Origin of the sequence: Ochrobactrum sp. RH2CCR150, assembly GCA_014138095.1 — a bacterium.
In the GTDB taxonomy this organism is placed as follows: Bacteria; Pseudomonadota; Alphaproteobacteria; order Rhizobiales; family Rhizobiaceae; genus Brucella; species Brucella gambitense.
Genome location: JACGXE010000003.1, coordinates 266233 through 291497, shown reverse-complemented (window position 1 = coordinate 291497; position 25265 = coordinate 266233). Strand labels below are relative to the sequence as shown.

Genomic DNA, 25265 nt, shown 5'->3' with positions numbered 1-25265 from the left:
AAGATTTAGGTTCTGGCGCTGCCGTTTCCCTCATCCTGAGGAGCCGTTGAAAACGGCGCATCATCCTGAGATTCCGAAGGATCGAAGGAGAGGGAAACAAGCAAAGCGTCTGCCCTCGCCCTTCGACACGGTGCTTCGCACCTGCTCAGGATGAGGGGGACAACAAGTGTTCGACTGATCTGAAACGATCACCCTTCAAGTCATTTTTTCACATTAAAAAAAGCCCCATGCTTTTGTAAACATGGGGCTTTTTATTTTTAGACTAGCTTAACTTTCAAGCCTTGGTCTTGATGGTGTTGACCACATTGCCCCAGGGATCGACGAAGGAACTGTTGTCGCCGCCGCGCGTATCCTCCAGCTCGACCCAGGCAAGGCCTGTCCGATCCGTATCACGCTTTCCGGCACCGGCGCTCTGCCAGGCATTGGCCGCGATATGGTGGTGGTATCGCCCGGTGGACATGAACACAGCCCGGTCGCCATAGGTCTGCACCGTTTCCAGCCCAAGTTCATTGTGCCAGAAGGTTTCGGCCTCATGGGCGTTACCGACGCGCAGGTGCACGTGGCCAACGACCGTGTTTTGCGGCGCGCCGGTCCATTCGCCGCCTTCCGTCTTGATGACATCCAGCAAGCCGCGCACATCGAGCGCTTCCGTGCCCATGTTCACGCGGTCACCGTTCCACTGCCACTTTTCATGCGGGCGGTCGGAATAAATCTCGATGCCGTTCCCTTCCGGGTCAGTCAGGTAAATGGCTTCGCTGACATCGTGGTCCGAGGCGCCGACAACCGGCAATTGCTTGTCGATAGCCCGGCGCGACCAGCGCGCCAGATCGCCACGGGTCGGCAGCAAGAATGCGGTGTGATAAAGACCGGCGCTGCGCGGATCATCAGGACGAGCAGCAGAGAACTGTTCGATTTCCATCAGTTCGCGATCACCGGCCCCAAGCACGATGGATGCGCCACGGCGGCTCATTTCGCGCAGGCCAACGACATCACGGTAATATTCAGCCAGCGTTTCCGCGTCGCGCGCCTTGAGACCAATGCGCGCCACGCGCATCGGTGCGGTCATCGCAAATGGAAGCGGTGCAACAGGACGGGTCGTTTCGGTGACCGGCGTCTTCAATTGCTGTGTCATATCATTCTCCTTCGACGGCATGTCTGCACGCGCGGGCAATATACCGGCCATCACAGCAGCTCCCGTAGCGCCAAGCACCGAACGTCTGCTGATTGTCATGGCCTATGCTCTCCTTCGCGTTCTGTTGCCCTAAACATCGCTGTTTGCTGCATCGTTCACAAGATCGCGATCTGCGAACAGGCTGTTCATCATTCGCATTCGCTTTGCGGCACGTCGAGGAGCTTGAAGAACTGATGAAGGCGATCTAAATGGGGGCTATGAAAGTCAAAGACGCAGATATCCTCATTATTCCCGGCTATACCAATTCCGGCCCGGACCACTGGCAGACCCGCTGGGAGAGCAAACTCTCGACCGCGCGCCGTGTTCAGCAGGCCGAATGGTCAAAGCCAGTGCGCGACGACTGGGTCGGCGAAGTGGTCAAGGCTGCGAATGCCGCAACAAAGCCCATCGTGCTGGTTGCGCATTCTCTGGGTGTAGCCGCAGCCTTGCACGCTATGCCGCTCATCCAGCACAAGATCGCAGGCGCGTTTTTCGTCGCGCCGCCGGATGTCTCGAATGAGAGCATTCGGCCGAAGCATCTGATGACCTTTGGTCCCTATCCGCGCGAGCGACTGCCCTTCCCGACGATCACGGTCGTAAGCCGCAATGATCCTTTCTCGAGCTTCGAAGCTGCCGAAGAGGTCGTGAAGGATTGGGGCGCGATGCTGATCGATGCAGGCGAGTCCGGTCATATCAACTCGGATTCAGGCCACGGCCCTTGGCCGGAAGGCTCGATGGTGTTTGCGGAGTTCATGACGCAACTCCAGGCACCAAAACAACACTGAGAAAAAGGCGGGTTTCAAACCCGCCTTTTCTCTATTCAACGATCTGGACCGGAGTCAGGCGCGAACAGTTTCCACCAGCTTCTGCGCGGCAAGGCGCAGATAGCCGCCTTCATTGCTGACGGTCACAAAGCGGAAACCAAGCGGGATATAGCGTCGTGCAAATTCTGGCGACGGCGAGTAGATGCCCGCGATCTTGCCCGCAGCAGCAGCCTTGCGCGCAATATTGCTGATCGGCTCGATGATAGCGTCAGAATTCGGATTGGCTTCGCGTCCGTTGCTCCAGGCAATCGAGAAATCCGCCGGGCCCACAAATACGCCGTCAATGCCGCGCACATCGAGAATGGCGTCCAGCGCATCATAGGCGTCGCGTGTTTCAATCATCGCGAAAGCCAGCGTATCCTGATTTGCCGTGGTCAGATAATCATTGGAGCCGGGCGTGCCATAATCGGCATTGGCGCGGAAAACGCCCCATGAACGTTCGCCCACCGGCGGATATTTCATGGAGGCTGCAAACTTGCGCGCATCTTCGGCCGAATTGATCATCGGAGCAATCACAGCCTGTGCGCCGAAATCCAGTGCGCGGCTCGCCATATCGAAGCGACCGACGGGAATACGCACCACCGGCGGCTTTCCCGCATTCAGAACAAGACCCACGCTGCGCAGCACACTTGCCTCGTCATGACCGCCATGTTGCATGTCCAGCGTGACAGCGTCGAAGGCCGTATGGGCAAGGATTTCAACCGTCAGCGGCTCAGGAAGCGACGACCACGCCGAGAGAACGGTTTCACCGGCACGCAAACGCGAAGACAACGACATAGGGATTTCCTTTATTTCAGAACGGGCATTTCACATCTGATATTTCATAAATGACATTTCGTCGTGGCAGGCAAACAAAAAGAAGGGGTGGAAGTGTCATCAGCACTTCCACCCCATGATCTTAATCCTGCTGTATCTGGCGGAGCGCTTCCTCCAGGAATAGCAGCATCTTCCCGCGGATCGTTTCATCACTTTCGGTGAGGCCTGCCTCATCGAAATCGGCGCGGATCTTGCGAAACACATCATCGTCACCGGCCTCGATAAAATCGGCTGCTACGACATCGCGGGCATAGGCTTCAGCCTCGCTATCCTTCTTGCCAAGACGTTCGGCAGCCCACAATCCGAGAAGCTTGTTGCGGCGCGCTTCGGCCTTGAAGCGTAAATCAGCATCATGTGCGAATTTCTTTTCGAAAGCATCGCGGCGATCATCCATACCTGTCGTCATTCACAAAACTCCCAAAAATTCCCAGTAGGAAGAGATCGTTACCGATCCCTTGCCTAAAGCTGGCAAGGGGCGCAAGATTATACAAGAGCGGCAAATCAATTTCTTGCAGCTCGTCTATAATCTTGCACTAAAACGCATCCCGAAAAGTGGGAAACAGTTTTCGGAAAGGATGCGCGCCAAAACCAAGGATTGAGCGCCTATCTTATGCAATCAGATCGAAAGGCGCTCTGGAAACACCGAAAACGGGGGAACGGGCACGAAGCAGGATTGTTAAAACCCCTTATTTGCTATAGGTAGCCCGCGAGAATAGCGGCTTAGAGCCGATCACCATAGATATGGAAATCCGAGAAAAGCCATGAACCGTCGCCGCCGTATTTACGAGGGCAAGGCCAAGATTCTTTACGAAGGCCCCGAGCCAGGAACGCTGGTCCAGTTCTTCAAGGACGATGCAACCGCGTTCAACAAGAAAAAGCACGAAGTCGTGGACGGAAAGGGTGTCATCAACAACCGCATTTCCGAATATATTTTTACCCAGCTGAACCGCATCGGAATTCCAACCCACTTCATCCGCCGTCTCAACATGCGTGAGCAGTTGATCAAGGAAGTGGAAATCATTCCGCTGGAAGTCGTGATCCGCAATGTTGCAGCCGGTTCGCTGTCCAAGCGCCTCGGGATCGAAGAAGGCACTGTTTTGCCGCGCTCGATCATCGAGTTTTATTACAAGGCCGATGCGCTCGAAGACCCGTTGGTCACGGAAGAACACATCACCGCATTCGGCTGGGCCAGCCCGCAGGAAATCGATGACATCATGGCGCTTGCCATCCGCGTCAACGACTTCCTCTCCGGCCTGTTCCTTGGCGTTGGCATTCAGCTTGTCGACTTCAAGATCGAATGCGGCCGTCTGTGGGAAGGCGACATGATGCGTATCGTCGTCGCCGACGAAATCTCCCCGGACTCGGCTCGTCTTTGGGATATCAACACCAATGACAAGCTCGACAAGGACCGCTTCCGCCGCGATATGGGCGGACTGGTCGAGGCCTATCAGGAAGTGGCACGCCGTCTCGGCATCATGAACGAGAATGACTCGCCCCGTCCTTCGGGCCCCGTGCTTGTGAAGTAATCTGATCGGCCCGGGAGCCGCCAAAACAAAACCTTCCGGGCCGTTTCATTCCCGACCAGCAGTTACAGATTTTCCGTCTGAAGCTGTGAGAACTAAATCTAGAGCTACAGGAACCACAGAGTGATCAAGGCACGCGTCACCGTTACACTGAAAAACGGCGTTCTGGACCCGCAGGGCAAAGCAATCGTCGGCGCACTCGGCAGCCTCGGCTTCGCTGGCGTCAACTCGGCACGTCAGGGCAAGGTGTTCGACCTCGAACTCGAAGGCGCCGACAAGGCCAAGGCCGAAGCAGACCTAAAGGCCATGTGCGACAAGCTCCTCGCCAATACGGTGATCGAAGATTATTCCATCGCCATCGGCTGAGCCAAACAAAGGAAGCAGACGCTCATGAAATCCGCTGTCATTCTCCTTCCCGGCCTCAATCGTGACCGCGACATGATCGCAGCGCTCACCAAGATCACCGGTCAGGCTCCTGTCACGGTCTGGCAGACCGATACAAGTATCCCGGACGATGTCGACCTGATCCTCATCCCCGGCGGCTTCTCTTACGGCGACTATCTGCGCTGCGGCGCGATTGCGGCACGTATGCCGGTTCTTCAGGCCGTGCGCGAGAAGGCCGACAAGGGCGTGATGGTCATGGGTGTTTGCAACGGTTTCCAGATTCTCGTTGAAGCCGGACTGTTGCCAGGCGCGCTGATGCGTAACGCCTCGCTGAAGTTCGTCTGCCGCGAAGTGAAGCTCGAAGTCAGCAATGCCAACACTGCCTTCACCCGCGGTTACCAGCAGAACCAGATCATCCGTTGCCCGGTCGCGCATCATGACGGCAATTATTTTGCCGATGCCGAAACGCTGAAGCGCGTCGAAGGCGAAGGTCAGGTCGTGTTCCGTTATGCGGAAGGCACCAACCCGAACGGTTCTGTCAATGATATTGCCGGTATCGTCAATGCGCGCGGCAACGTGCTTGGCATGATGCCGCATCCGGAAAACCTGATCGAAAGCGCCCATGGCGGTGACGATGGGCGGGCGCTATTTGCAGGCGCTCTGGGCATCGCAGCCTGATAGGTTTACCCAAGAAGGGCGGCTCTTGATGAGACCGCCCTTTTTCATTTCCTTCACCGAATTGCATCTTCGGTAAAATAACGTTCCCGCAGCCCGCTTTCCAGCCAATGAAAACCAGTCTAGCTTGAAGCCTGTTTTCATGGCAGTTTTGCCTTGGGAGAATTCCTTGGCAACCGAATCGGGGGGACCGCGCAATGCAACTCTATTCAAGACCACTTTCCCCGTACTCGGCTTTCGTGCGCAGTGTTCTCTATCTGAAGGACCTGTCCTTCAAGCCGATCACTCTGCCCTATCCCTTCCCGGCTGATTTTGGTGAGATCACGCCTCTGCGCCGCGTTCCGGTGCTGATTACCAGTTCTGGCGAAACGCTTTTTGAAGCCGTTGTAATCGCTGAATATCTCGAAGATCATTTTCCTGAAAAGCCGCTTCTGCCCGGCACGCCGCGCCAGCGCGCGCTGATCCGGCTTCTGGCCCGGGTCATCGAGCTGGAAGTGCTCGGACCGGCGATGAAATTGTTCATCCTACAGAGCAAGCCGGAGCGCGACAGCGCGACCATTGATCGGCTGTTTGAAAAGCTGAACACCGGCCTTTCGGTGATCGAAGATCGCCTCCCTGATACGTTTTATGCTGTCAGCGAGGAACCGACACTGGCCGATGCCTGGCTGCTGCCCGTGCGGTTTCTCATGGAACCGTTGAAGAAGCTGTCGGGCAAGCCGGATTTGCTGGACGCGTTTCCGAAATTCGATGCATATGCTGCGAAGGCAAAGCAGCACCCAGCCTTTGAACGCATCTGGAACGAGATGAGCGACGGGCTGAAGGCCTTCATGCCGCATCTGGCTTGAGAGCCAGCAGCATCTTCCGATTCCTGTGATTATTCTTGTCTGCGCGCCTCTCAGCCCTCCCCGGCGGCGCGCCCTTTTGGAGTTCGTTTCTTGACGAAAAAGACCATCGCTCTTATCGCCTTGCCTGCGATTGCGCTTCTTGCGGCCTGCACCCCGCGCCCGGCATCCGGACCAGTCACGCAGAATGTCAGCAAAGCTGCACTGCCGACAATGGAACGCATCGCGCTGGCCGCCAATAGCTGCTGGTTCAAATCCAAGGATAAGGATTTCCGCAGCTATACACTTGCGCCGGAATTGAACTCCTATAGCGGTCGTCCGCGTATTCTGGTTGTGCCGGGCCATAATCCCGCCGCGCGCCCGCTGCTGGTCGTGCAGGCAGAAGGCAATCCAGCCCGCGTCGAAACCTTCGGTCCTATGCTCCAGGAAAGCCATGGCAACCGTATTCTCAGCGACGTCAACCGCTGGGCGTCCGGCCAGAAAGGCTGCTGAAATCAAGAACCCCTCCCGCGATCTCACGGGAGGGGGCATTCGAATACATCGCTATCCATAAGACGATGCATATTGACCGTCTAAAACGCCGGTCTGCTTTATCTACTTGAAATTTATGCATTCAACTCGCGTTTGGCTTTCGCAAAGTCAGCTCTAGCTTCGGGATGCCAAGCTTCAAATATCGTCCCGCTTGATGCCGATATCCCGAAGCTGCCTATCATCCAGCTCCATCAGCATCCGCCTTGTCTGACGTCTTGACGAAGATGCCCGGACCCTATCGACAAGACCAGTCCAAACCTTACGTATCCGATGCGGCACCGCTAAAGACGGTCGAGCGCGCAAGCCTTTGCTTAATTCACTCGCAATATCAACTTCCGGAAGAATAGTAATTGTGTCAATCACATCATTAGTTGGCCTGATGTAGTTCATTACAGCAGCCTCCTTATTATAACATTAGCTTTATGCAAATGCTTCAATAATTAGTATGCTATCAAACTCTAAGATTTTAACAATTACAACTAGTTGAGCCGAAATTCTGCCTCGCTATTTTGTTACATTCCTTGCCACGATGTTACTTATTCAAGTCTCAATTGTTGCAGGCGCAGATTTACTAACTAGCGCCCGCGATGCACGAAATCATGTCGTTAGGGCCGATATTTCTAACGAAGGTGAAAGCGAACCTTACGCGCTTCGCGTTCCGCCTCGCTTCTCTTGAGGCCGATGTCGCGCAATTGTTCATCCGTCATTTCATACAGCGACAACCGGCTGCGACGCACCATGCTTACATAAGAAAGCCAGTTCAGAAGTCGACGCAACAGGCTTGTACCCGTCTCTTCTTCCGACGCTGCGACAAGTTGGGCGCGCAACCCGCGCGGCAGATCATCAATATGATCAGCATCGGGCATCGGAAGAATTGTATCTATTGTCTCGGTCTGCGGTCTGAAGTAAAACATTGTTCGGTCCATTCTTCTGCTCTTTGGATGTTCAACGGACCAGATTCGAAGTTCCCTAACAGCAAATCTGGATAACAGCACATCAATCGGCGTTGGAATGACTCTATAATTGACTCCACAATCGATACAATTTATAAGTTGTCACCATGACAAATTGGATTCCCGACCTATCGAGCAAAACTGGTCCGCTTTACCTGCAATTGGCGGATGCTATTGAAGAAGCGATTGGCAATGGCGGACTGCCTGCAGGCGTAAAACTGCCACCGCAACGCAATCTGGCCTTCGACCTGAAGGTGACAATAGGTACAATCGGTCGCGCCTATGCGCTTGCCCATGAGCGCGGCCTTGTGACCGGCGAGGTTGGGCGCGGCACCTATGTGTTGAGCGAAGAGCCATCAGAATTAGGGCTTGTTCCAACGACACTAATCGGCACGAAGCCCGCTGATGTACCGACGGGTAAAATTCGGCTTGATTCCACTTCTGCACCAGAGGTCGGCCAACATGAAGTGCTCGCCAAGATCAGCGCCGACATTCACCGCGATTTTCCGCAGGAGATCGCCAACTATTCGCGTCAGTTTCCGCAGCACTGGCTGGAAGCTGGTCAGAAGTGGCTCGGCAGGGCCGACTGGCAGCCGGATCTCGACAATATCGTCATCACCAATGGCGCCCAGGCTGCAAGCATTGCCATCATCACGGCTTTCACCAATCCGGGCGACCGAATTCTGTTCGAAAACCTGACCTATGCGCAGATCAGCCGCTCCGTGCGGCTTCTAGGTCGCCGCACCATTCAGGCTGCGCATGACGAATATGGCCTTATCCCGGAGGAATTCGAGCGCGCCTGCCGCCAGCAGCACCCTACCCTGGCATTTCTCATGCCGACCTTGCACAACCCGACGCTTGCTACCATGACGGAAGAGCGGCGGCGTGCCATAGCCGATATTGCGCGGCGCTATAATGTCTGGCTCATCGAAGACGATATTTACGGCAGCATGTGCGAAAGCGACATTCCGCTGCTGGCGAGTTTCGCACCAGAGCGCACATTCGTCGTGTCGAGCCTGTCCAAAGCCGTGGCCGCTGGTATACGCAGCGGATGGGTTTCCTGCCCGCCGCATTGCGCGCAGCGTGTGAAAGTCACACACAAGATGATGACAGGCGGCGTGGCTTTTCTTCTCGCCGAAACCGGCGCGCAGCTTGTGCTTTCCGGCGCAGCCGACGCCATCCGCGAGAAAAGCCGCATAGAAACAAAAGCGCGTGAGGAAATCGCGCGTCGCGTTTTCTCCGGCTTCGATTTCGTATCCCGCCCCAACATTCCTTTCCTCTGGATGGGCCTGCCCGAACCGTGGCTATCCGGCACATTCAAGGCCGCAGCCTATGAAAGTGGCATCCTGATCGACGATGAGGACGAATTTAAAGCCGGCCGCGTCGATCAGATTTACCACCGGGTGCGCATCGCCTTCTCGTCGCCGATCGACCGAAGCATTGTCGAGAGCAGTTTCCTCACATTGCGCCAACTGCTCGAAAACGAGCAGGCAGGCTATGAGGGCAGCGTGTAAACGCTGCCTGTCACAGGACTGTTGAAGCCTTGATGCGGCCATATGCTGAATCAGGCCGGGAAAGCGGCATTTTCCTGTCGCGCTTCCAACAGAGTTAGGTTAAAGAGACCCCTTGAAACCTTAGATGCCCAGCCTTCGGCGGAAGGTTTTCGGGTGCCACAGCCTGCGACGGGGTTGCCCATTCCCATGACTATCTCCAATTCCAATAATCGCGAAATAACGCCGGAACTCATCGAATCCCACGGCCTCAAGCCGGACGAGTATCAGCGTATTCTCGAATTGATCGGACGTGAGCCGAGCTTTACCGAACTCGGTATCTTCTCGGCCATGTGGAACGAGCATTGCTCCTACAAGTCCTCGAAGAAATGGCTGCGCACGCTGCCGACTACCGGTCCGCGCGTTATTCAGGGTCCCGGCGAAAATGCGGGCGTTGTGGACATCGGTGACGGCGATTGCGTCGTCTTCAAAATGGAAAGCCACAACCACCCGTCCTACATCGAGCCCTATCAGGGTGCAGCGACCGGCGTTGGCGGCATTCTGCGCGACGTATTCACCATGGGTGCGCGTCCTGTTGCGGCTATGAACGCGCTGCGCTTCGGCGAGCCTGACCATCCGAAAACCCGTCATCTGGTATCGGGCGTCGTGTCCGGCGTCGGCGGCTATGGCAATGCCTTCGGCGTGCCGACCGTTGGCGGCGAAGTGAACTTCGACAAACGCTATAATGGCAATATCCTCGTCAATGCATTTGCTGCCGGTCTTGCCAAGCATGACGGCATCTTCCTATCGGAAGCCAAGGGCGTCGGCCTGCCAGTCGTCTATCTGGGCGCAAAAACAGGTCGCGACGGTGTCGGCGGCGCGACCATGGCGTCTGCTGAGTTCGACGAATCGATTGAAGAAAAGCGCCCCACCGTTCAGGTCGGCGATCCGTTCACCGAAAAATGCCTGCTCGAAGCCTGCCTTGAGCTGATGGCGTCTGGCGCGGTTATCGCCATTCAGGACATGGGTGCGGCTGGCCTCACCTGCTCGGCTGTCGAAATGGGCGCCAAGGGCGACCTCGGCATTGAACTCATTCTCGACCATGTTCCGGTTCGCGAAGAGAACATGACGGCCTATGAAATGATGCTTTCGGAAAGCCAGGAGCGCATGCTCATGGTTCTGAAGCCGGAAAAGGAGGCCGAAGCGCAGGCGATCTTCCGCAAATGGGGTCTCGACTTCGCCATTGTCGGCAAGACCACCGACGATCTGCGCTTCCGCATCATTCATCAGGGTGTGGAAGTCGCCAATCTGCCGATCAAGGATCTGGGCGACCAGGCACCGGAATATGATCGTCCGTGGATGGAGCCGGGCAAGCATGCACCACTCCCGGCCAGCAATGTGCCGCAGGTGGAAGACTATTCGGCAGCACTTCTCAAGCTCATCGGCTCGCCGGATCTTTCGTCGCGCCGTTGGGTCTACGAACAGTATGACACGCTCATTCAGGGCAATTCGCTGCAGGTTCCCGGCGGCGATGCCGGTGTGATCCGCGTTGAAGGCCATGACACCAAGGCGCTTGCCTTCTCGTCGGACGTGACACCGCGCTATTGCGAAGCTGACCCGTTCGAAGGCGGTAAGCAGGCTGTTGCCGAATGCTGGCGCAACATCACGGCGACCGGCGCAGAGCCGCTGGCTTCGACCGACAATCTGAACTTCGGCAATCCTGAAAAGCCGGAAATCATGGGCCAGCTCGTCAAGGCCATCGAAGGTATTGGCGAAGCCTGCCGCGCCCTCGATTTCCCGATCGTTTCGGGCAATGTTTCGCTTTATAACGAAACCAACGGTCAGGCCATTCTGCCGACCCCGACGATTGCCGGTGTCGGCCTTATCCCGGATTGGTCGCAGACGGCTAAGATCGGCGGCATGCAGGATGGCGACACGCTGGTTCTGCTTGGCGGCGACGGCACGCATCTCGGCCAGTCGATCTATCTGCGCGATCTGTTCGACCGTGCAGACGGCCCTGCCCCGACCGTCGATCTTTCGATGGAAAAGCGTAACGGTGAGTTCGTCCGTTCGGCGATCCGTAATGGTCAGGTCACGGCCTGCCACGATCTTTCCGACGGAGGCCTGGCAATTGCTGTCTCCGAAATGGCGATCAAGTCCGGCAAGGGCGCGACCCTCAATGCAGGTGACGGCCAGCCGCATGCGGTTCTGTTCGGTGAAGATCAGGCGCGTTATGTGATTGCCGCTACGTCGGAAATGGCCAAGCTCATCGCGCTCAATGCCGAGGGTGCAGGCGTTCCGTTCCGCATTCTGGGACAGGTCGGCGGCGACCGTCTAACTTTTGGCGATACAGTTGATGTCAGCGTCGCAGAACTGACGCAGGCTTTTGAAGGCTGGTTCCCGGGCTTTATGAGCGGCGAGCCGGTCAGCGATAACTGATCGTAGCAAAGCGAACACGACTTCAACGCCCGGATGAATATCTCGTCCGGGCGTTTTGCTTGTATGGATCGCTTGTGTGGCATTTAAACATTAGACAGATACTCATTGACGTACCACGATGGTGCGGTACGATTCGATGACTAACAACGATAAGAAGCTGGAAACGGCGGGAGTTTTTGCATGGCTATGGACGCTCATGAGATCGAAAAACTGATACGCGAAGGGATTCCCGGCGCAAAGGTGACGATCCGCGACCTTGCCGGAGACGGGGATCATTATGCAGCCGAAGTGATCGCGGAGAGTTTCCGCGGCAAGTCGCGCGTGCAGCAGCATCAGATGGTCTATGACGCGTTGAAGGGCAATATGGGCGGCGTGCTTCACGCGCTCGCCCTGCAGACCAGCGTGCCGGAATAAGGCAAGCGCTTTATTGAGTGGGCGGTGTCTGCTGCGGCAAGATGTTGCCCCCTTAAATCCGGCGCTTCGCGCGTATTTGACTTGCTTTCGCCCAAACGGGGTGGTTACGAGCATGTAAATGATTATATTGGGAGGGACCTCCCAATTGTGCCGGAAAACGACCCGGCAAGTTTGTTTGACGCGTGATGACGCCCCATATGTTCTGACGACATTGGGCGCACGCTCTGAAAGGAAACGAGATGACCGGCATTAACGATTTCATCGACAATGAAGTGAAGACAAACGACGTCGTGCTTTTCATGAAGGGCACGCCCGGCTTTCCGCAGTGCGGCTTTTCCGGTCAGGTCGTTCAGATCCTCGACTATCTTGGCGTCGACTATAAGGGCGTGAACGTGCTCGCCTCAGACGAGATTCGTCAGGGCATCAAGGAATATTCCAGCTGGCCGACCATCCCGCAGCTTTATGTGAAGGGTGAATTCGTTGGCGGCTGCGACATCGTGCGCGAAATGTTCCAGTCCAACGAGCTACAAGCACTTTTTACCGATAAAGGTATTGCCACCAAGGCTGCTTGAGGATTAATAGCCGGTCATACGGCTTTAGTCTTAGCTTTTTATAAAGGCGCCGTTCATCGGCGCCTTTTCGTTTTTATCCGACGGCAGCTTCTGCCGGGTGCCCCATTTTCGAAATTTCGACGTTCGCACCGCCCTTTTCAGGCCGCGGCGCGTCATTATGCCAAGGAATGTCAGTCATGCCGATCGACATAAAGAACGCCTCGCCAGATCAAAAGACCTCCATACACGGGCGCGGCGAATTCATTGCACTGATCGCAGCTGTTATGGCCATCAATGCGCTGGCAGTTGATATCATGCTGCCCGGCCTGCCGCAGATTGGCGCGAGCCTCGGTGTGCAGTCGGAAAACCACGTGCAATTCGTGATCACCGCCTATCTGCTCGGCTTTGGTGTCTCGCAGCTCTTCTACGGACCGCTCAGCGACCGTTTTGGCCGTCGCGCGCCACTGTTCGGCGGACTGGTGATCTACGTACTGGCAGCGCTCGGCGCGGCCATGGTCACGGATTTCACCACGCTCATCATTCTGCGCGTGCTTCAGGGGCTCGGTGCAGCCGGAACGCGTGTCATTGCGGTTTCGGTGGTTCGTGACCGCTTTGCCGGACGCCAGATGGCGGAGGTCATGTCACTGGTGATGATGATCTTCATGATCCTGCCGGTCGTCGCCCCAGCCACCGGACAGCTGATCATGCTGTTCGGCGAATGGCACCTCATCTTCCTCTCCATGGCCATCATGGCGATCATTATCGGCATCTGGGCCTTCATCCGGCTGCCGGAAACGCTTCCGACCGACCAGCGCCGTCCGCTGACCGTCAGTAGCGTGATCGGCGGTTTCGGCATCGTGCTTTCCAACCGCGTCGCGCTGTTCTACATGCTCGGCACGTCGTTCATCCTTGGCGCGCTGTTCGGCTATATCAACTCGGCCCAGCAGATCTTCGTGGAAATCTACAAGCTTGGGTCTTTGTTTCCGCTGGCCTTTGCAGCGGTTGCCATGACGCTGGCACTCGCTTCATTCCTCAACTCCCGACTGGTCGGGCGTTACGGTATGCGCCGCATTTCCCAGACGATGCTGCTGGTTTTTACCAGTTTCAGCCTGCTCTGGATGGTGCTGTCGATTGTGCTTGTCGATCCTGTGCCGTTCCCGCTGCTGATGGCGATCTACATGACCATCATGTTCTCGTTCAGCCTCGTGACCGCCAATTTCAATGCACTCGCCATGGAGCCGCTTGGCGAAGTGGCAGGCACGGCCTCGTCTGTGCTGGGCTTTGCCCAAACGGTCATTGGTGCCGCGCTTGGCGCGATCATCGGTCAGGCCTTTGATGGCACCACCACACCTGTCGCCATGGGCTATGGCGTACTTGGCTTCGTCGCGCTCATCTGCGTGCTGATCGCCGAACGCGGCAAACTGTTTCGGGTGCAAAACCCGCCTGCCGAACATGTGGTCGGTTGATTTTCAACGATAATAAAAAACCCGCCATTCCGGCGGGTTTTATTTTTACTCTTCCCAGAGCGCAGCCTGAATGGCCTGCCAGCTTTCCTTGCTCGGCGCAGCCAAGATGCCGCCACCGATATGCGACGGGTGATATTCGCTGCCGTCCCAGCGTGCGAGATGGCCGCCCGCTTCCTGATGGATCAACGCGCCCGGTAGATGATCCCACGGCATGAGCTTGTTATAGACCGCGAAATGCGCGCCGCCAGTCGCGAGAATGCGATATTCATGCGCCGCGCAGCGATAACCGATCTGCGACAGAAATTTCGTGTGATTGCGCGCGAGACGTGAGCGTGTCGGCTCCGCCGTATATTGCCACGAGATCGAGCCTGTCATCTGGTTGATAGCGGCGGGTTCAGCAACACACACTTTGCGCGTGCTGCCATTGGCATGACGGATATAGCTGCCGCTACCCTTTGTTGCCATGATCCAATCATTACCGACCGGATCATGAATGATACCCGCCACAGTCTCGCCCTTCGACACAACGGCCAGCATCACACCGAACAGCGGCACGCCGGACGCAAAGTTGAACGTGCCGTCCACCGGATCGATGGTGAAAGCAAAATCGGCATCGCCAAGCCCGTCGAGCAAAGCTGGATTGTCGGAACAGGCTTCCTCACCCACGATCATCGCATCGGGATAACGCTCTTTCAGCTTCGCGGTGATAAAGCGCTCTGCATTGACGTCGGCTTCCGTTACCAGATCGGCTGGTGACGTTTTCTGCCGGATATCGTCCGCATCAAGCGTGCGGAAACGCGGCATGATTTCCTGTTGGGCAGCCTCTGCCAAAAGATCGGCAAGCCAGTCAATCTGGCCTTCATCAAAGCGCACTGTCATTCCCCTCATTCTTCTCCTCATGCGGGCCAGCCATCAGGCCTGCGAAATCGAACAGCTTACGGTCCAGAAGGTGGCTCGGGCGCACATTGGTCATGGCGCGGATCATCGTGTCCTTACGGCCCGGCATGCGCTTTTCGATATCCGTCAGCATGGCCTTCATGGCGTTGCGCTGGAGCCCTTCCTGGCTGCCGCACAGATCGCAGGGAATGATCGGAAACTGCATGGCCGTTGCAAACTTCTCAAGGTCGTCTTCCGCGGCATAGGCCAGCGGGCGGAAAACCATCAGGTCGCCTTCGTCGTTCAGAAGCTTGGGCGGCATGGCGGCAAGACGCCCGCCATGGAACAGGTTCATGAAGAAGGTTTCGAGGATATCCTCGCGATGATGCCCGAGAACAATGGCCGAGCAGCCTTCCTCGCGCGCGATGCGATAAAGGTTGCCGCGACGCAGACGCGAACAGAGCGAGCAATAGGTGCTGGTCTCTGGCAGCTTTTCCGTCACGATCGAATAAGTGTCCTGATATTCGATGCGGTGCTCAATACCATAGCGATTCAGGAAGTCGGGCAGGATGTGCTTTGGAAAATTCGGCTGTCCCTGATCCAGATTGACGGCCAGCAGTTCCACCGGCAGCAGGCCGCGCCATTTGAGGTCGAGAAGCAGCGCCAGCAGGCCGTAGGAATCCTTGCCGCCGGACAGACAGATCATCCAGCGCTCGCCGGGCTTCACCATAGCAAAGTCTTCGATAGCCTGACGCGTCAGACGCAGAAGGCGCTTGCGCAGCTTGTTGAATTCAACCGAAGTGGGCACTTCGCGAAACAGCGCATGGCAACCGTCTCCGCTGGTGTCTTCCGAGATACCGGGCGAATTCTCGGGCGCAATGTTCAGATCGAAAGCGTTCATGGTTCTTCTCGGATGCTGTCTCTTACTGCGCTTTACATACAGAAAAGCCGCCCATGGGGAAACCATGGGCGGCCATTTCTTTGCGATAAGTGGTGCCCGAAGGCGACCAGATTAACGCGAATAGAATTCGACGACGAGGTTCGGTTCCATCTGGACGGCGTAAGGCACATCCGTCAGGGTCGGAACGCGGGCGTAGGTCGCAACCATCTTGTTGTGATCTGCTTCGATGTAGTCAGGTACATCGCGTTCTGCGAGCTGAACAGCTTCGAGAACAACAACCAGCTGCTTCGACTTTTCACGAACTTCAACAACGTCACCGGCCTTCAGGCGGAAGGACTGGATGTTGACGCGACGGCCGTTCACGTTCACGTGACCGTGGTTGATGAACTGGCGTGCAGCGAAGATCGTCGGAACGAACTTTGCGCGGTACACAACAGCATCCAGACGCGATTCGAGAAGACCGATCAGGTTTTCACCCGTGTCGCCCTTACGGCGAGCGGCTTCGTCATAGGTCTTGCGGAACTGCTTTTCCGAGATATCGCCGTAGAAGCCCTTGAGCTTCTGCTTGGCGCGCAGCTGCACACCGAAGTCCGAGAGCTTGCCCTTGCGGCGCTGGCCGTGCTGGCCCGGGCCATATTCACGACGGTTAACCGGGGACTTAGGACGGCCCCAGATGTTTTCGCCAAGACGGCGGTCAATCTTATACTTTGCGGATTCGCGCTTGCTCATCGCATTTCCTTCAAAAAGTTAGTGCGCCATACGGCGCAGACAGGAAACGCGCCCTCCTCTGCCCTCCGTTTTCGAGGACTGACAGGATGAAGCGCGCAGCAGCGATCTCCATCCACGGGACACGTCAAATGAAACGCCAGCGCGTTAAAGCGCCAGCGATGCCGGGCTTTTAGTCATGTGCATGTCATCTTGTCAAGTTCGAACGCTTGCCAAAGCCCTGATAACCGGGCGTTTAAAGCGTTTTTCGCCCTCTTTTGCAACATATTGCCATCAAGCGTGAAGGAACGCGGCCTCTGTTTACCGCATTATGCAGTCGGGGCTGTAAAAGATGAGGTGTTCATCGGTGTTGCTGGTCCTGCCCCGTTTCCTATCCCACAAAGATTCGATTGCCGCAGTTCTCACCCTCAGTTTGTTCGCTCCCGCTGGAGCGGCGGTCCTTTATCCTCAGCCCGCCCAGGCGCAGACATTCATCGAAAAAATCCTGAAACGCGATGCGCAAAAGGCAAAGCAGCAACGCAAGCGTCCGTCAGCGAAGCCGCAAAAGAAGCGGCAAAGCAGGCAGCCTGCCCCCCGACAGGAACAGAAAGCGCCCGAAAAACCGACATCCCAGTCGGCATTGCCTGTGGTTGTTCCCGTTCCGACGCCTGCTCCCCGACCAGAACCGGTCCCGGAGGCAGCGCCAGTGCCCACTCCGACGCCAGCCCCTGAGCCGAAACCGGATGAGAAACCCGCACCGAAAAACGAGGCGCAGCCTGCCGTCATCGTTCCGCCTGAAAAACCAACCCCGCCGGAACAGGCGAAGCCAAAGCAGCCTGAACCCGCGAAGCCTGCGCCTGATGAGCGCGTTTATCAGGTGGCCTGCCCTGCGCTCATTTCCGGCGAAGTGGAAGGCAAGCTCCTGTCGCCCATCGAGGATGGCGCGCAATGCGGCGTTCATTCGCCGCTATCACTGACGGCAATCGGCAAGGATGAACCGCTCAAGCTCGCAAACCCTGTCACGACAAACTGCGCCATGGCGGTGACACTCGCCCAATGGAGCAACGACGTGAAAAATGCAGCGCAAGATATCTACGGCAAGGACGTCAAGATTACGCAGATCGGCACCGGCTCGGATTATCAATGCCGCAAGGTGAACGGCGCATCGACGGGCCGCGTCTCCGAACATGCCTTTGGCAATGCACTCGACATCATGTCCTTCACATTCTCGGACGGCAGCAAGACGGAGCTAGAAAGCGGCTGGAACGGAGCCGACAAGGAAAAGGCCTTCTGGCATGCCGTACATGGTGCAAGCTGCAAGCTATTCATGACCGTCATCGGCCCCGATGGCGACGCGGCGCATCGCACCAACATGCATCTCGATCAGGGGTGTCACGGTAAAAGCTGCACGGCACGCATATGCCAGTGAGCCAGGCTCAGGATCTAGTCACGAGAGTTTTACTCTAACCGCCCGGAATTCATAAAAAAATCCAAATCCGGTTTCTACTCTGATGCCGTATTATCGATTCCAGAACGGTTCTGATTAGGATAGAATCGTTGGGACCGCTCTTGTTGCTTATTTTGCACGGTTTCCGAAAAGGATGTGGGGCATGCAATTGACCAAAATTATACTTTCCACCATTTGCGCAATCGGCTTCGCGAGCGCTGCCCACGCAGACGCCGTTCCGAAGCGCTCGAAAGATTTTACGGGTAATTACCAGACATTGGTCAAGGACCAGCATGCCTCGCCACAGGTGGCCGACTGCGTGGCCAGCGGCTATGATCTGGTGAAGAAAGACAAAAAATACGACCGTCTGGGCTTCACCAAGGACGATATTTCATCAGCAACGACCAATGATACGTCGTCGAAATTCAGTACAAAGGACCCACGCAAGGTCTCAGCCGTCATTTCGGTGCCGGGCGAAGCGCGCATTAAGAGCACCGGCTATAAATGGGATGGCGTCAACCTGCGTTGCGGCATCACCAATGGCAAGCTGACCGCCATCGAGCTGGTTCAAACCAAAGCCGCTGAATAAGCCCAACGGCGACTGCCAAACCGAACGGTGCACCTGATCACAAGTCAGGTGCTCTTTTTGTCTTCGACGTGCTCAGGCAGGCCTTTGCGCTTGGTCTCGGCAAATTCTTCCAGTTCCTTCTCGGTCATCGATTCATACATTTCCTTCGATGCGCCGAAAAGCTCGCCAACCTTGATCTCGCCGCGCTTGGCCGCAAGTGCAGCACCGGCAGCTTTCTGCTGGGCTTGAGATTTTGCAGGCATGGATTCTCCTCCTGTTACGCCGCCCCAAGGCCAACGTGCCGGACAGGATTCAGTTCCAGCCAACTATTCCTGTTCACGATCGAAACGGGAGCGAGCGCTGCGCAGCGCCGTCCGGTTTGCGACTGCCCATTGTCCCAAACTGTCGACAGGCCCCGCCAGCGAATGGCCCAGTTCGGTCAGCGAATACTCCACCTCCGGCGGTGACGTCGGGCGCACATGCCGCGACACCAGCCCGTCGCGTTCAAGCGAACGCAGCGTAACGGTCAGCATACGTTGCGAGATTCCTTCAATTTCCCGCCGTAAGGCGTTGAAACGCATGGAGCCGCTCTGCAAGCTGAAGACGACAAGAATGCTCCAAGTGTCACCCACACGGTCGAGGACATCACGGATCGGGCAAGAACCCTTGCCGTCCGCCTCAAAGGCCGGTGTTGAAGACAGGAGCGGCGTCTTGGCGTCTGGTCGTGTCGGTATCGTCATAGTCATTCTTATCACATACTCGCTTCGTCGGATCAAACCGGATGCTTCAATCTTGCCTCCCGGTTTCAAGGTTCAGACCTTGGATCAGCCCTCGCGCTGGCGAACTCCTGCCATGATCCGGATTGTTCCAACGCTGATCGTCTTGCCTTTTGGACGGTTACTTCCATGTTTCCTGCCCATGTAGAAGTGCGTTCTTCACAAGCCCTCAAGCCTGACATATGTAGTTACCAGAAATAACCTGCTTATTAAACATACCTTATAACACAACGCTATGAAAGCGTAAGGAAGGAACTGGAATGGCTAAAATCGCACTCATCGGCGCGACGGGTTTTGTTGGCGCTGCAATCCTCAAGGAAGCAGCATCGCGCGGTCATCAAGTTACAGCGCTGGTTCGCCACCCGGAAAAGGTGGAAAAACTTGCCAATGTGACCGCAGTCAAGACGGACGTGTACGACACGGACGCGCTGGCCAAGCAGCTTTCCGGACAGGACATCATCATTTCCGCTTTCAATCCGGGCTGGGGCGACACGAATATTCGTGAAAACCACATCAAGGGCAGCCGCTCAATCAACGAAGCCGCAAAAAAGGCAGGCGTCAAGCGCCTCATCGCCGTCGGCGGCGCGGGCAGCCTGTCGATCAATGGTCAGCAGCTTGTCGATTCTGCCGAGTTTCCTGCAGAATGGAAAGAAGGCGCTCTGGGCGCTCGCGAAGCGCTGAACGAACTGCGCGCGGAAAGCGGTCTCGACTGGACCTTCGTATCCCCTGCAATCATGCTTCAGCCGGGCGAACGTACAGGCAAGTATCGTCTTGGCGGCGACGAACCGGTTTTCAACGACAAGGGCGAGAGCGTCATTTCGGTCGCCGATCTGGCTGTCGCCATTGTGGATGAAGCCGAACAGGGCAAGCATATCGGCAAGCGCTTCACCGCTGCCTATTGATTATAGCCTCGCGATCGCGTTCGATCCTATCGAAGTAGATCGAGAACTGCTTTAGCATCAAAGCCGGGTGGCAAATGTCATCCGGCTTTATTGATTGAGTAACAACAGGCGGAGACCTCATGGAACTGGGAATCTACACCTTTGGCGATCTTGGCCCAGACCTGGAAACCGGCAAGCCGATCTCCCCCCAACAGCGCATCAGCAATCTCATCGAAGAGATCGAGCTGGCCGATCAGGTGGGGCTCGATGTTTTCGGCCTTGGCGAACACCATCGGCCCGACTATTCCGTATCCGCACCCGCCGTTGTTCTGGCTGCCGCAGCCTCGCGAACGAAAAACATCCGGCTTACGAGTGCGGTCACCGTTCTTTCGTCCGACGATCCCGTGCGCGTTTATCAGCAATTCGCCACGCTCGACCTGATTTCGAACGGGCGCGCGGAAATCATGGCGGGACGCGGGTCCTTCATCGAATCCTTCCCGCTATTCGGGTATAATCTCGACGATTACGACACGCTTTTTGCCGAGAAGCTCGATCTGCTTCTGACCATTCGCGACAATGAACGCGTGAGCTGGACCGGGACAACGCGTGCGGCCATCGACGGGCGTGGCGTCTATCCTCGCGATGTGCAGCAGACACTCCCCATATGGCTTGCTGTCGGCGGCACGCCAGCTTCGGTTGGTCGCGCCGCCCTGCTTGGGCTGCCATTGGGGCTCGCCATCATAGGCGGTTATCCGGAGCGGTTTGCACAACTGACCGATTTCTATCGTGAAGCCGGCGCAAAAGCCGGCCATGCGCCGGAGAAGCTCAAAGTTGGAATCAACTCGCACGGCTATGTCGCTGAAAATGCACAACAAGCGGCGGATGAGTTTTATCCGTCTTATTCGCATGTCATGGCAAAACTTGGCCGCGAACGCGGCTGGCCGCCGACCACGCGAGAGCAATTCGATGCCATGCGTGAACCGCGTGGTTCGCTTCTGGTGGGCAGTCCGCAGCAGGTCATCGACAAGATCCTGACCCAGCACAGCTACTTCAAGCACGACCGCTTTCTGCTCCAGACGGCGCTCGGCAATCTGCCGCATAAATATACGATGAAATCGATAGAGCTGTTTGGCACCAGGGTTGCACCAGAAGTGCGCAAAGCGCTTGGCGTACCATCCGTGGTATAAAGAAAAGCCCGGTCTCACAACCGGGCTTTTTAAAGCGCATTCTCCTGCGCAAACCGCTTCACACCTTTGCTGGAACTGCTTTAAACCAGCTCCACGTCGACGACGCCCTGAATGGCTTTCATGGCGCTCGCGATCTGCGGACTGACGCGATAGCGATGCGGCAATTCGATTTCAACTTCGCGCTGGCCATTATCCTTGATGACGATAAGGCTGACCTGTCCATCACCGCGCGTGTTGAAATGCGGTGCGATATGGCGAACGGCTTCCGCCGAGCGCAGGTAAAGCCGCATGGCCTTTTGCATACGGCAAGCCTCGTCTTCCAGCGACTGCACAGTCTGGATGCGCAAGCCAATCCCTTCCGGGCGGTCTTCAGCCTGCACCGTGATCACCACCGATTTACCGCTTTCCAGAAGATCGCGATATTGCGCGAGCCCTTCCGAAAACAGCACGGCTTCAAACTGGCCGCTGGCATCCGACAGTTGCACAATGCCCATCTTGTTGCCGGTGCGGGTCTTGCGCTCCTGACGCGCCGTCACCGTGCCTGCCAGACGCCCGGCATTGGCACCGCGCTTCACCGCAGCCGAGAAGTCGGCCCAGCTTTGCACGCGCATGCGATCGAGAACGGTACGATATTCATCCAACGGATGCGCCGACAGATAGAAGCCGACCGCCTGAAACTCGCGATGCAGCATTTCCGACGGCAGCCACGGCGCTGCCTGCGGCAGGATGAGCTGCTCTTTCGGCGCGCCGGACAAGCCGAAAATATCGGATTGGCCGCTGGCTGCGTTTTCCTGCGTGCGCTGGGCAAAGCCCATGATGCGGTCCATGCCTGCGCTCATTGCCGGGCGCTCACGCTTGAAACAATCCATCGCACCCGCATTGATCAGGCTTTCCAACACGCGGCGATTGACGATCCTCGGATCGATCCGCTCGCAGAAATCCTCAAGGCTTTCAAACGGCTTCTGAGCGCGCACATCCACGATATGATCGACAGCGGCTTCACCAACGCCCTTGATGGCAGCCAGCGAATAAAAAATCTGCTTCTCACCGACTTCAAACGGACGGAACGAGCTCATGACCGATGGCGGCACAACCTCGATCCCCAGCCGATTCGCTTCACGGCGGAAATCGTTGAGCTTGTCGGTGTTCGACATATCGTAGGTCATCGACGCGGCGAGAAACTCGACCGGGTAATGCGCCTTCATATAGGCGGTCTGGTAGGAGACAATGGCGTAGGCCGCCGCGTGCGACTTGTTGAAGCCGTAATCGGCAAACTTGGCGAGCAGATCGAAGATCATATTCGCCTGCGCCTTGTCGACACCGCCATCGATAGCGCCGGTGACGAAACGGACGCGCTGCTTGTCCATTTCCTCGCGGATTTTCTTACCCATGGCGCGGCGCAAAAGGTCAGCTTCACCAAGCGAATAGCCCGACAGCACCTGCGCGATCTGCATCACCTGTTCCTGATAAACGATAACGCCTTGCGTTTCCTTGATCAGATGGTCGATCTTCGGGTGAATGGAAGCGATTTCCTCTTCACCATTCTTGCGCGCATTATAGGTCGGGATGTTCTCCATCGGACCCGGGCGATAGAGCGCGACGAGCGCAATAATGTCCTCGATCCGGTCCGGGCGCATGCCGAGCAGCGCCTTGCGCATGCCCGCACTTTCAACCTGGAACACGCCGACGGTCTCACCGCGCGACAGCATTTCATAGGTCAGCTCGTCGTCAAACGGGAGCCGAGTCAGATCAATCTCGATCCCCTTGCGCGCGACGAGTTTGACCGCCGTTTCCAGAACCGTCAGCGTCTTCAGTCCGAGAAAGTCGAACTTGACCAGTCCGGCCTGTTCCACCCATTTCATATTGAACTGAGTGACCGGCATATCGGAACGCGGATCGCGATACATCGGCACCAATTCCGACAACGGACGGTCGCCAATCACGATACCGGCGGCGTGGGTCGAAGCGTGGCGATAGAGGCCTTCAAGCTTGAGCGCCATATCGAGAAGCCGCCCGACGACCGGTTCCTTCTCACGCTCTTCGGTAATCTTCGGCTCGGTTTCGATAGCCTGCGCCAGAGAAACCGGATTGGCCGGGTTTTGCGGTACCAGCTTGCAGAGCCGATCCACCTGGCCATAGGGCATTTCGAGAACGCGGCCAACGTCGCGCAGCACAGCGCGCGCCTGAAGCGTACCGAAAGTGATGATCTGGGCTACCTGATCGCGCCCGTACTTCTCCTGCACGTAGCGGATCACCTCTTCACGGCGATCCTGACAGAAGTCGATATCGAAGTCGGGCATCGAAACGCGGTCGGGATTGAGGAAGCGTTCAAACAGCAGCGAGAAACGCAGCGGATCGACGTCCGTAATCGTCAGCGCGTAAGCGACAAGCGAGCCCGCACCCGAACCACGGCCCGGCCCGACCGGAATGCCATGGGCCTTGGCCCATTTGATGAAGTCGGCAACGATCAGGAAGTAGCCGGGGAACTTCATTCGGGTGATGATGCCGATCTCATATTCGAGACGTTCAGCATATTGTTCCGCCGTATAGCCTTCTGCGAGCCCTACGCTTTCAATGCGCATCTGCAAGCCCTCGCGGGCCTGCCGTGCCAGTTCGCCCGCTTCTTCGGCCACAGCGGCTTCCGGATCGTCGGATTCCCCCGTAAAGCGCGGCAGGATCGGAGCGCGGGTTTGTGTGTACCAGCTGCAACGCTCGGCAATCTCGATCGTATTTTCCAGCGCCTCAGGCAAGTCGGCAAACAGCGCCGCCATCTCGGCACGGCTCTTTAGATAATGATCCGGCGTCAGGCGGCGGCGGTCGTCATTGGAAAGGATCTGGCCTTCCGCGATGGCCAGCAGCGCATCGTGAGCTTCGTAATCCTCCGCCTTGAGGAAGAACGCCTCATTGGTGGCAACCAGAGGCAATTCCATCTCATAGGCAAGCGCAACGGTTTTGGCTTCCAGAGCGCGGTCATAGCCTGCATAACGCTGCAATTCGACATACAGTCGATTGCCGAATGTCTCGTGCAGGAATGCCAGACGCGCTTGCGCCCTGTCTGGACGGTCTGCCGCAAAGGAGCGACCGATCGGCCCAAGCGGCCCACCCGACAGGACGATGACGTCCTTGGCCAGCGCTGGCAACCAGCTTGCATCTATATGGACCGGATCGCCTGCAGGCGTATCCAGAAATGAGCGGCTGACCAGCCGCACGATATTCGCATAGCCCTCTTCCGTCGACGCAAGCAGGACGAGAGGGGCCAGATCGAGCGCGAGCCTGCGATTGACGCTGCGCCCGTTGTCATTGTGATCGCCGAAGGCAACATCGACCTGACAGCCAATGATCGGCTGTACACCATCCTTCGATGCCTTCTGCGCAAATTCCAGTGCACCAAACAGATTGTTGGTGTCAGTTACCGCGATGGCCGGCGCCTGGTCGGCAATCGCCTGTTTGATGACCTTGCCGAGCGGCAATGCGCCCTCGAGCAAGGAATAGGCCGAGTGAACGCGCAGATGCACAAAACGCGGCGTGGAAACGCTTCCACCGGCTGCATTGTCTGCTGCTGCATCACTCATTCTATCTACCCCGATCAAACTGAACCGTGCGGGTGGACATACACCCGTTTCATGGGACCGCCTACTGAAATGCGACTGGTCGCCGGCGACTCTGTCGCCTTGAGCTTTCAGTTTCAGGGAATGTCCCGGCGATGTCCAGAGAGACGGCCGCCGGTATCGAAAGGGTACACAAGAGAACCCTCAAAAGCGCGTTGCATTCGACCCGTTTGATAGGACGAACTTCAGTCATCGCGCTCTGGGCTTTGTTGCGCATATCAGTGCCCATAACCGGCT

Annotated in this window: 26 protein-coding genes; 15 read left to right on the top strand and 11 right to left on the bottom strand. The window is 56.8% G+C overall.

Annotated features, from left to right (window positions below):
* Positions 1–274: 274 nt before the first annotated feature.
* Positions 275–1231: a VOC family protein gene (locus tag FHW03_RS08930; protein ID WP_377514463.1), complete on the bottom strand. Its 957-nt coding sequence runs from the start codon at positions 1229–1231 to the stop codon at positions 275–277.
* A 158-nt stretch (positions 1232–1389) separates the two neighbouring features.
* On the opposite strand from FHW03_RS08930, the gene FHW03_RS08925 reads away from it, so the two are divergent.
* On the top strand, positions 1390–1956 hold the full coding sequence (locus FHW03_RS08925; protein ID WP_182520479.1) for an alpha/beta hydrolase: 567 nt from the start codon (positions 1390–1392) through the stop codon (positions 1954–1956).
* Positions 1957–2010: 54 nt separating this feature from the next.
* Here the strand turns inward: FHW03_RS08925 and FHW03_RS08920 are convergent, their stop codons facing one another.
* Together FHW03_RS08920 and FHW03_RS08915 are read right to left on the bottom strand one after the other, a co-directional pair.
* Positions 2011–2778, bottom strand: a complete 768-nt coding sequence (locus FHW03_RS08920) for an HpcH/HpaI aldolase/citrate lyase family protein (RefSeq protein WP_182520478.1) — start codon at positions 2776–2778, stop codon at positions 2011–2013.
* A 115-nt stretch (positions 2779–2893) separates the two neighbouring features.
* Positions 2894–3217 carry a DUF1476 domain-containing protein gene (locus FHW03_RS08915; protein WP_182520301.1) on the bottom strand — a complete coding sequence of 108 codons (324 nt, stop codon included), beginning with the start codon at positions 3215–3217 and terminating at the stop codon, positions 2894–2896.
* A 355-nt stretch (positions 3218–3572) separates the two neighbouring features.
* On the opposite strand from FHW03_RS08915, the gene purC reads away from it, so the two are divergent.
* The 5 genes from purC (at position 3573) to FHW03_RS08890 (ending at position 6727) form a co-directional block, all read left to right on the top strand.
* Positions 3573–4337 (top strand): phosphoribosylaminoimidazolesuccinocarboxamide synthase, encoded by a 765-nt coding sequence (gene purC / locus FHW03_RS08910; protein WP_113533538.1) that lies wholly within the window; start codon positions 3573–3575, stop codon positions 4335–4337.
* 120 nt (positions 4338–4457) lie between these two features.
* Positions 4458–4700, top strand: a complete 243-nt coding sequence (gene purS / locus FHW03_RS08905; protein ID WP_182520300.1) for a phosphoribosylformylglycinamidine synthase subunit PurS — start codon at positions 4458–4460, stop codon at positions 4698–4700.
* 24 nt (positions 4701–4724) lie between these two features.
* Positions 4725–5396, top strand: a complete 672-nt coding sequence (gene purQ, locus FHW03_RS08900) for a phosphoribosylformylglycinamidine synthase subunit PurQ (RefSeq protein ID WP_182520299.1) — start codon at positions 4725–4727, stop codon at positions 5394–5396.
* A gap of 194 nt (positions 5397–5590) precedes the next feature.
* Entirely contained in the window at positions 5591–6238 is a 648-nt protein-coding gene (locus FHW03_RS08895; RefSeq protein WP_182520298.1) for a glutathione S-transferase family protein, read from the top strand.
* Positions 6239–6328: 90 nt separating this feature from the next.
* Positions 6329–6727 carry a hypothetical protein gene (locus FHW03_RS08890; RefSeq protein ID WP_113533537.1) on the top strand — a complete coding sequence of 133 codons (399 nt, stop codon included), beginning with the start codon at positions 6329–6331 and terminating at the stop codon, positions 6725–6727.
* Between the two features lie 174 nt (positions 6728–6901).
* On the opposite strand, the gene FHW03_RS08885 is transcribed toward FHW03_RS08890, so the two are convergent.
* Complete coding sequence (locus FHW03_RS08885; RefSeq protein WP_182520297.1) at positions 6902–7156, bottom strand: DUF1127 domain-containing protein; 255 nt, start codon at positions 7154–7156, stop codon at positions 6902–6904.
* Between the two features lie 230 nt (positions 7157–7386).
* Positions 7387–7680, bottom strand: a complete 294-nt coding sequence (locus FHW03_RS08880; RefSeq protein WP_182520296.1) for a DUF1127 domain-containing protein — start codon at positions 7678–7680, stop codon at positions 7387–7389.
* A gap of 146 nt (positions 7681–7826) precedes the next feature.
* On the opposite strand from FHW03_RS08880, the gene FHW03_RS08875 reads away from it, so the two are divergent.
* The 5 genes from FHW03_RS08875 (at position 7827) to FHW03_RS08855 (ending at position 14079) form a co-directional block, all read left to right on the top strand.
* Positions 7827–9233 carry a PLP-dependent aminotransferase family protein gene (locus tag FHW03_RS08875; protein WP_182520295.1) on the top strand — a complete coding sequence of 469 codons (1407 nt, stop codon included), beginning with the start codon at positions 7827–7829 and terminating at the stop codon, positions 9231–9233.
* Positions 9234–9419: 186 nt separating this feature from the next.
* Positions 9420–11648, top strand: coding sequence for a phosphoribosylformylglycinamidine synthase subunit PurL (gene purL / locus FHW03_RS08870; protein WP_182520294.1), 2229 nt, complete (start codon positions 9420–9422; stop codon positions 11646–11648).
* A 180-nt stretch (positions 11649–11828) separates the two neighbouring features.
* The gene (locus FHW03_RS08865; protein ID WP_105541658.1) at positions 11829–12062 is read left to right on the top strand and encodes a BolA/IbaG family iron-sulfur metabolism protein; all 234 of its coding nucleotides are present in this window, start codon (positions 11829–11831) and stop codon (positions 12060–12062) included.
* Positions 12063–12301: 239 nt separating this feature from the next.
* Positions 12302–12634 carry a Grx4 family monothiol glutaredoxin gene (grxD, locus tag FHW03_RS08860; protein WP_078338449.1) on the top strand — a complete coding sequence of 111 codons (333 nt, stop codon included), beginning with the start codon at positions 12302–12304 and terminating at the stop codon, positions 12632–12634.
* 176 nt (positions 12635–12810) lie between these two features.
* Positions 12811–14079 (top strand): multidrug effflux MFS transporter, encoded by a 1269-nt coding sequence (locus FHW03_RS08855; RefSeq protein WP_182520293.1) that lies wholly within the window; start codon positions 12811–12813, stop codon positions 14077–14079.
* A gap of 45 nt (positions 14080–14124) precedes the next feature.
* Here FHW03_RS08855 and FHW03_RS08850 read toward each other — a convergent pair whose 3' ends face one another.
* The 3 genes from FHW03_RS08850 to rpsD all read right to left on the bottom strand — a co-directional run bounded on the left by FHW03_RS08850 (position 14125) and on the right by rpsD (position 16585).
* Positions 14125–14952: an inositol monophosphatase family protein gene (locus tag FHW03_RS08850; RefSeq protein WP_182520477.1), complete on the bottom strand. Its 828-nt coding sequence runs from the start codon at positions 14950–14952 to the stop codon at positions 14125–14127.
* Positions 14942–15856 (bottom strand): tRNA 2-thiocytidine(32) synthetase TtcA, encoded by a 915-nt coding sequence (ttcA, locus tag FHW03_RS08845; protein WP_377514457.1) that lies wholly within the window; start codon positions 15854–15856, stop codon positions 14942–14944. Before ttcA ends, FHW03_RS08850 begins: the two co-directional genes overlap by 11 nt.
* 111 nt (positions 15857–15967) lie before the next feature.
* A complete protein-coding gene (gene rpsD / locus FHW03_RS08840) occupies positions 15968–16585 on the bottom strand; it encodes a 30S ribosomal protein S4 (RefSeq protein WP_078338446.1) in 618 nt (205 codons plus the stop codon).
* Between the two features lie 328 nt (positions 16586–16913).
* Here rpsD and FHW03_RS08835 point away from each other — a divergent pair, with 328 nt between their 5' ends.
* Together FHW03_RS08835 and bspC are read left to right on the top strand one after the other, a co-directional pair.
* Positions 16914–17990: an extensin family protein gene (locus tag FHW03_RS08835; RefSeq protein ID WP_182520292.1), complete on the top strand. Its 1077-nt coding sequence runs from the start codon at positions 16914–16916 to the stop codon at positions 17988–17990.
* Between the two features lie 181 nt (positions 17991–18171).
* A complete protein-coding gene (gene bspC, locus FHW03_RS08830) occupies positions 18172–18597 on the top strand; it encodes a type IV secretion system effector BspC (protein ID WP_078338645.1) in 426 nt (141 codons plus the stop codon).
* A gap of 44 nt (positions 18598–18641) precedes the next feature.
* Here the strand turns inward: bspC and FHW03_RS08825 are convergent, their stop codons facing one another.
* On the bottom strand, positions 18642–18839 hold the full coding sequence (locus FHW03_RS08825; protein WP_182520291.1) for a DUF3008 family protein: 198 nt from the start codon (positions 18837–18839) through the stop codon (positions 18642–18644).
* Between the two features lie 63 nt (positions 18840–18902).
* On the bottom strand, positions 18903–19316 hold the full coding sequence (locus FHW03_RS08820; protein WP_182520475.1) for a helix-turn-helix domain-containing protein: 414 nt from the start codon (positions 19314–19316) through the stop codon (positions 18903–18905).
* 296 nt (positions 19317–19612) lie between these two features.
* On the opposite strand from FHW03_RS08820, the gene FHW03_RS08815 reads away from it, so the two are divergent.
* Both FHW03_RS08815 and FHW03_RS08810 read left to right on the top strand, forming a co-directional pair.
* Positions 19613–20254: an NAD(P)-dependent oxidoreductase gene (locus tag FHW03_RS08815; protein WP_182520290.1), complete on the top strand. Its 642-nt coding sequence runs from the start codon at positions 19613–19615 to the stop codon at positions 20252–20254.
* A gap of 119 nt (positions 20255–20373) precedes the next feature.
* A complete protein-coding gene (locus FHW03_RS08810; protein WP_182520289.1) occupies positions 20374–21420 on the top strand; it encodes an LLM class flavin-dependent oxidoreductase in 1047 nt (348 codons plus the stop codon).
* Positions 21421–21500: 80 nt separating this feature from the next.
* Here FHW03_RS08810 and dnaE read toward each other — a convergent pair whose 3' ends face one another.
* The gene (dnaE, locus tag FHW03_RS08805) at positions 21501–24992 is read right to left on the bottom strand and encodes a DNA polymerase III subunit alpha (protein ID WP_182520288.1); all 3492 of its coding nucleotides are present in this window, start codon (positions 24990–24992) and stop codon (positions 21501–21503) included.
* Positions 24993–25265: the final 273 nt, after the last annotated feature.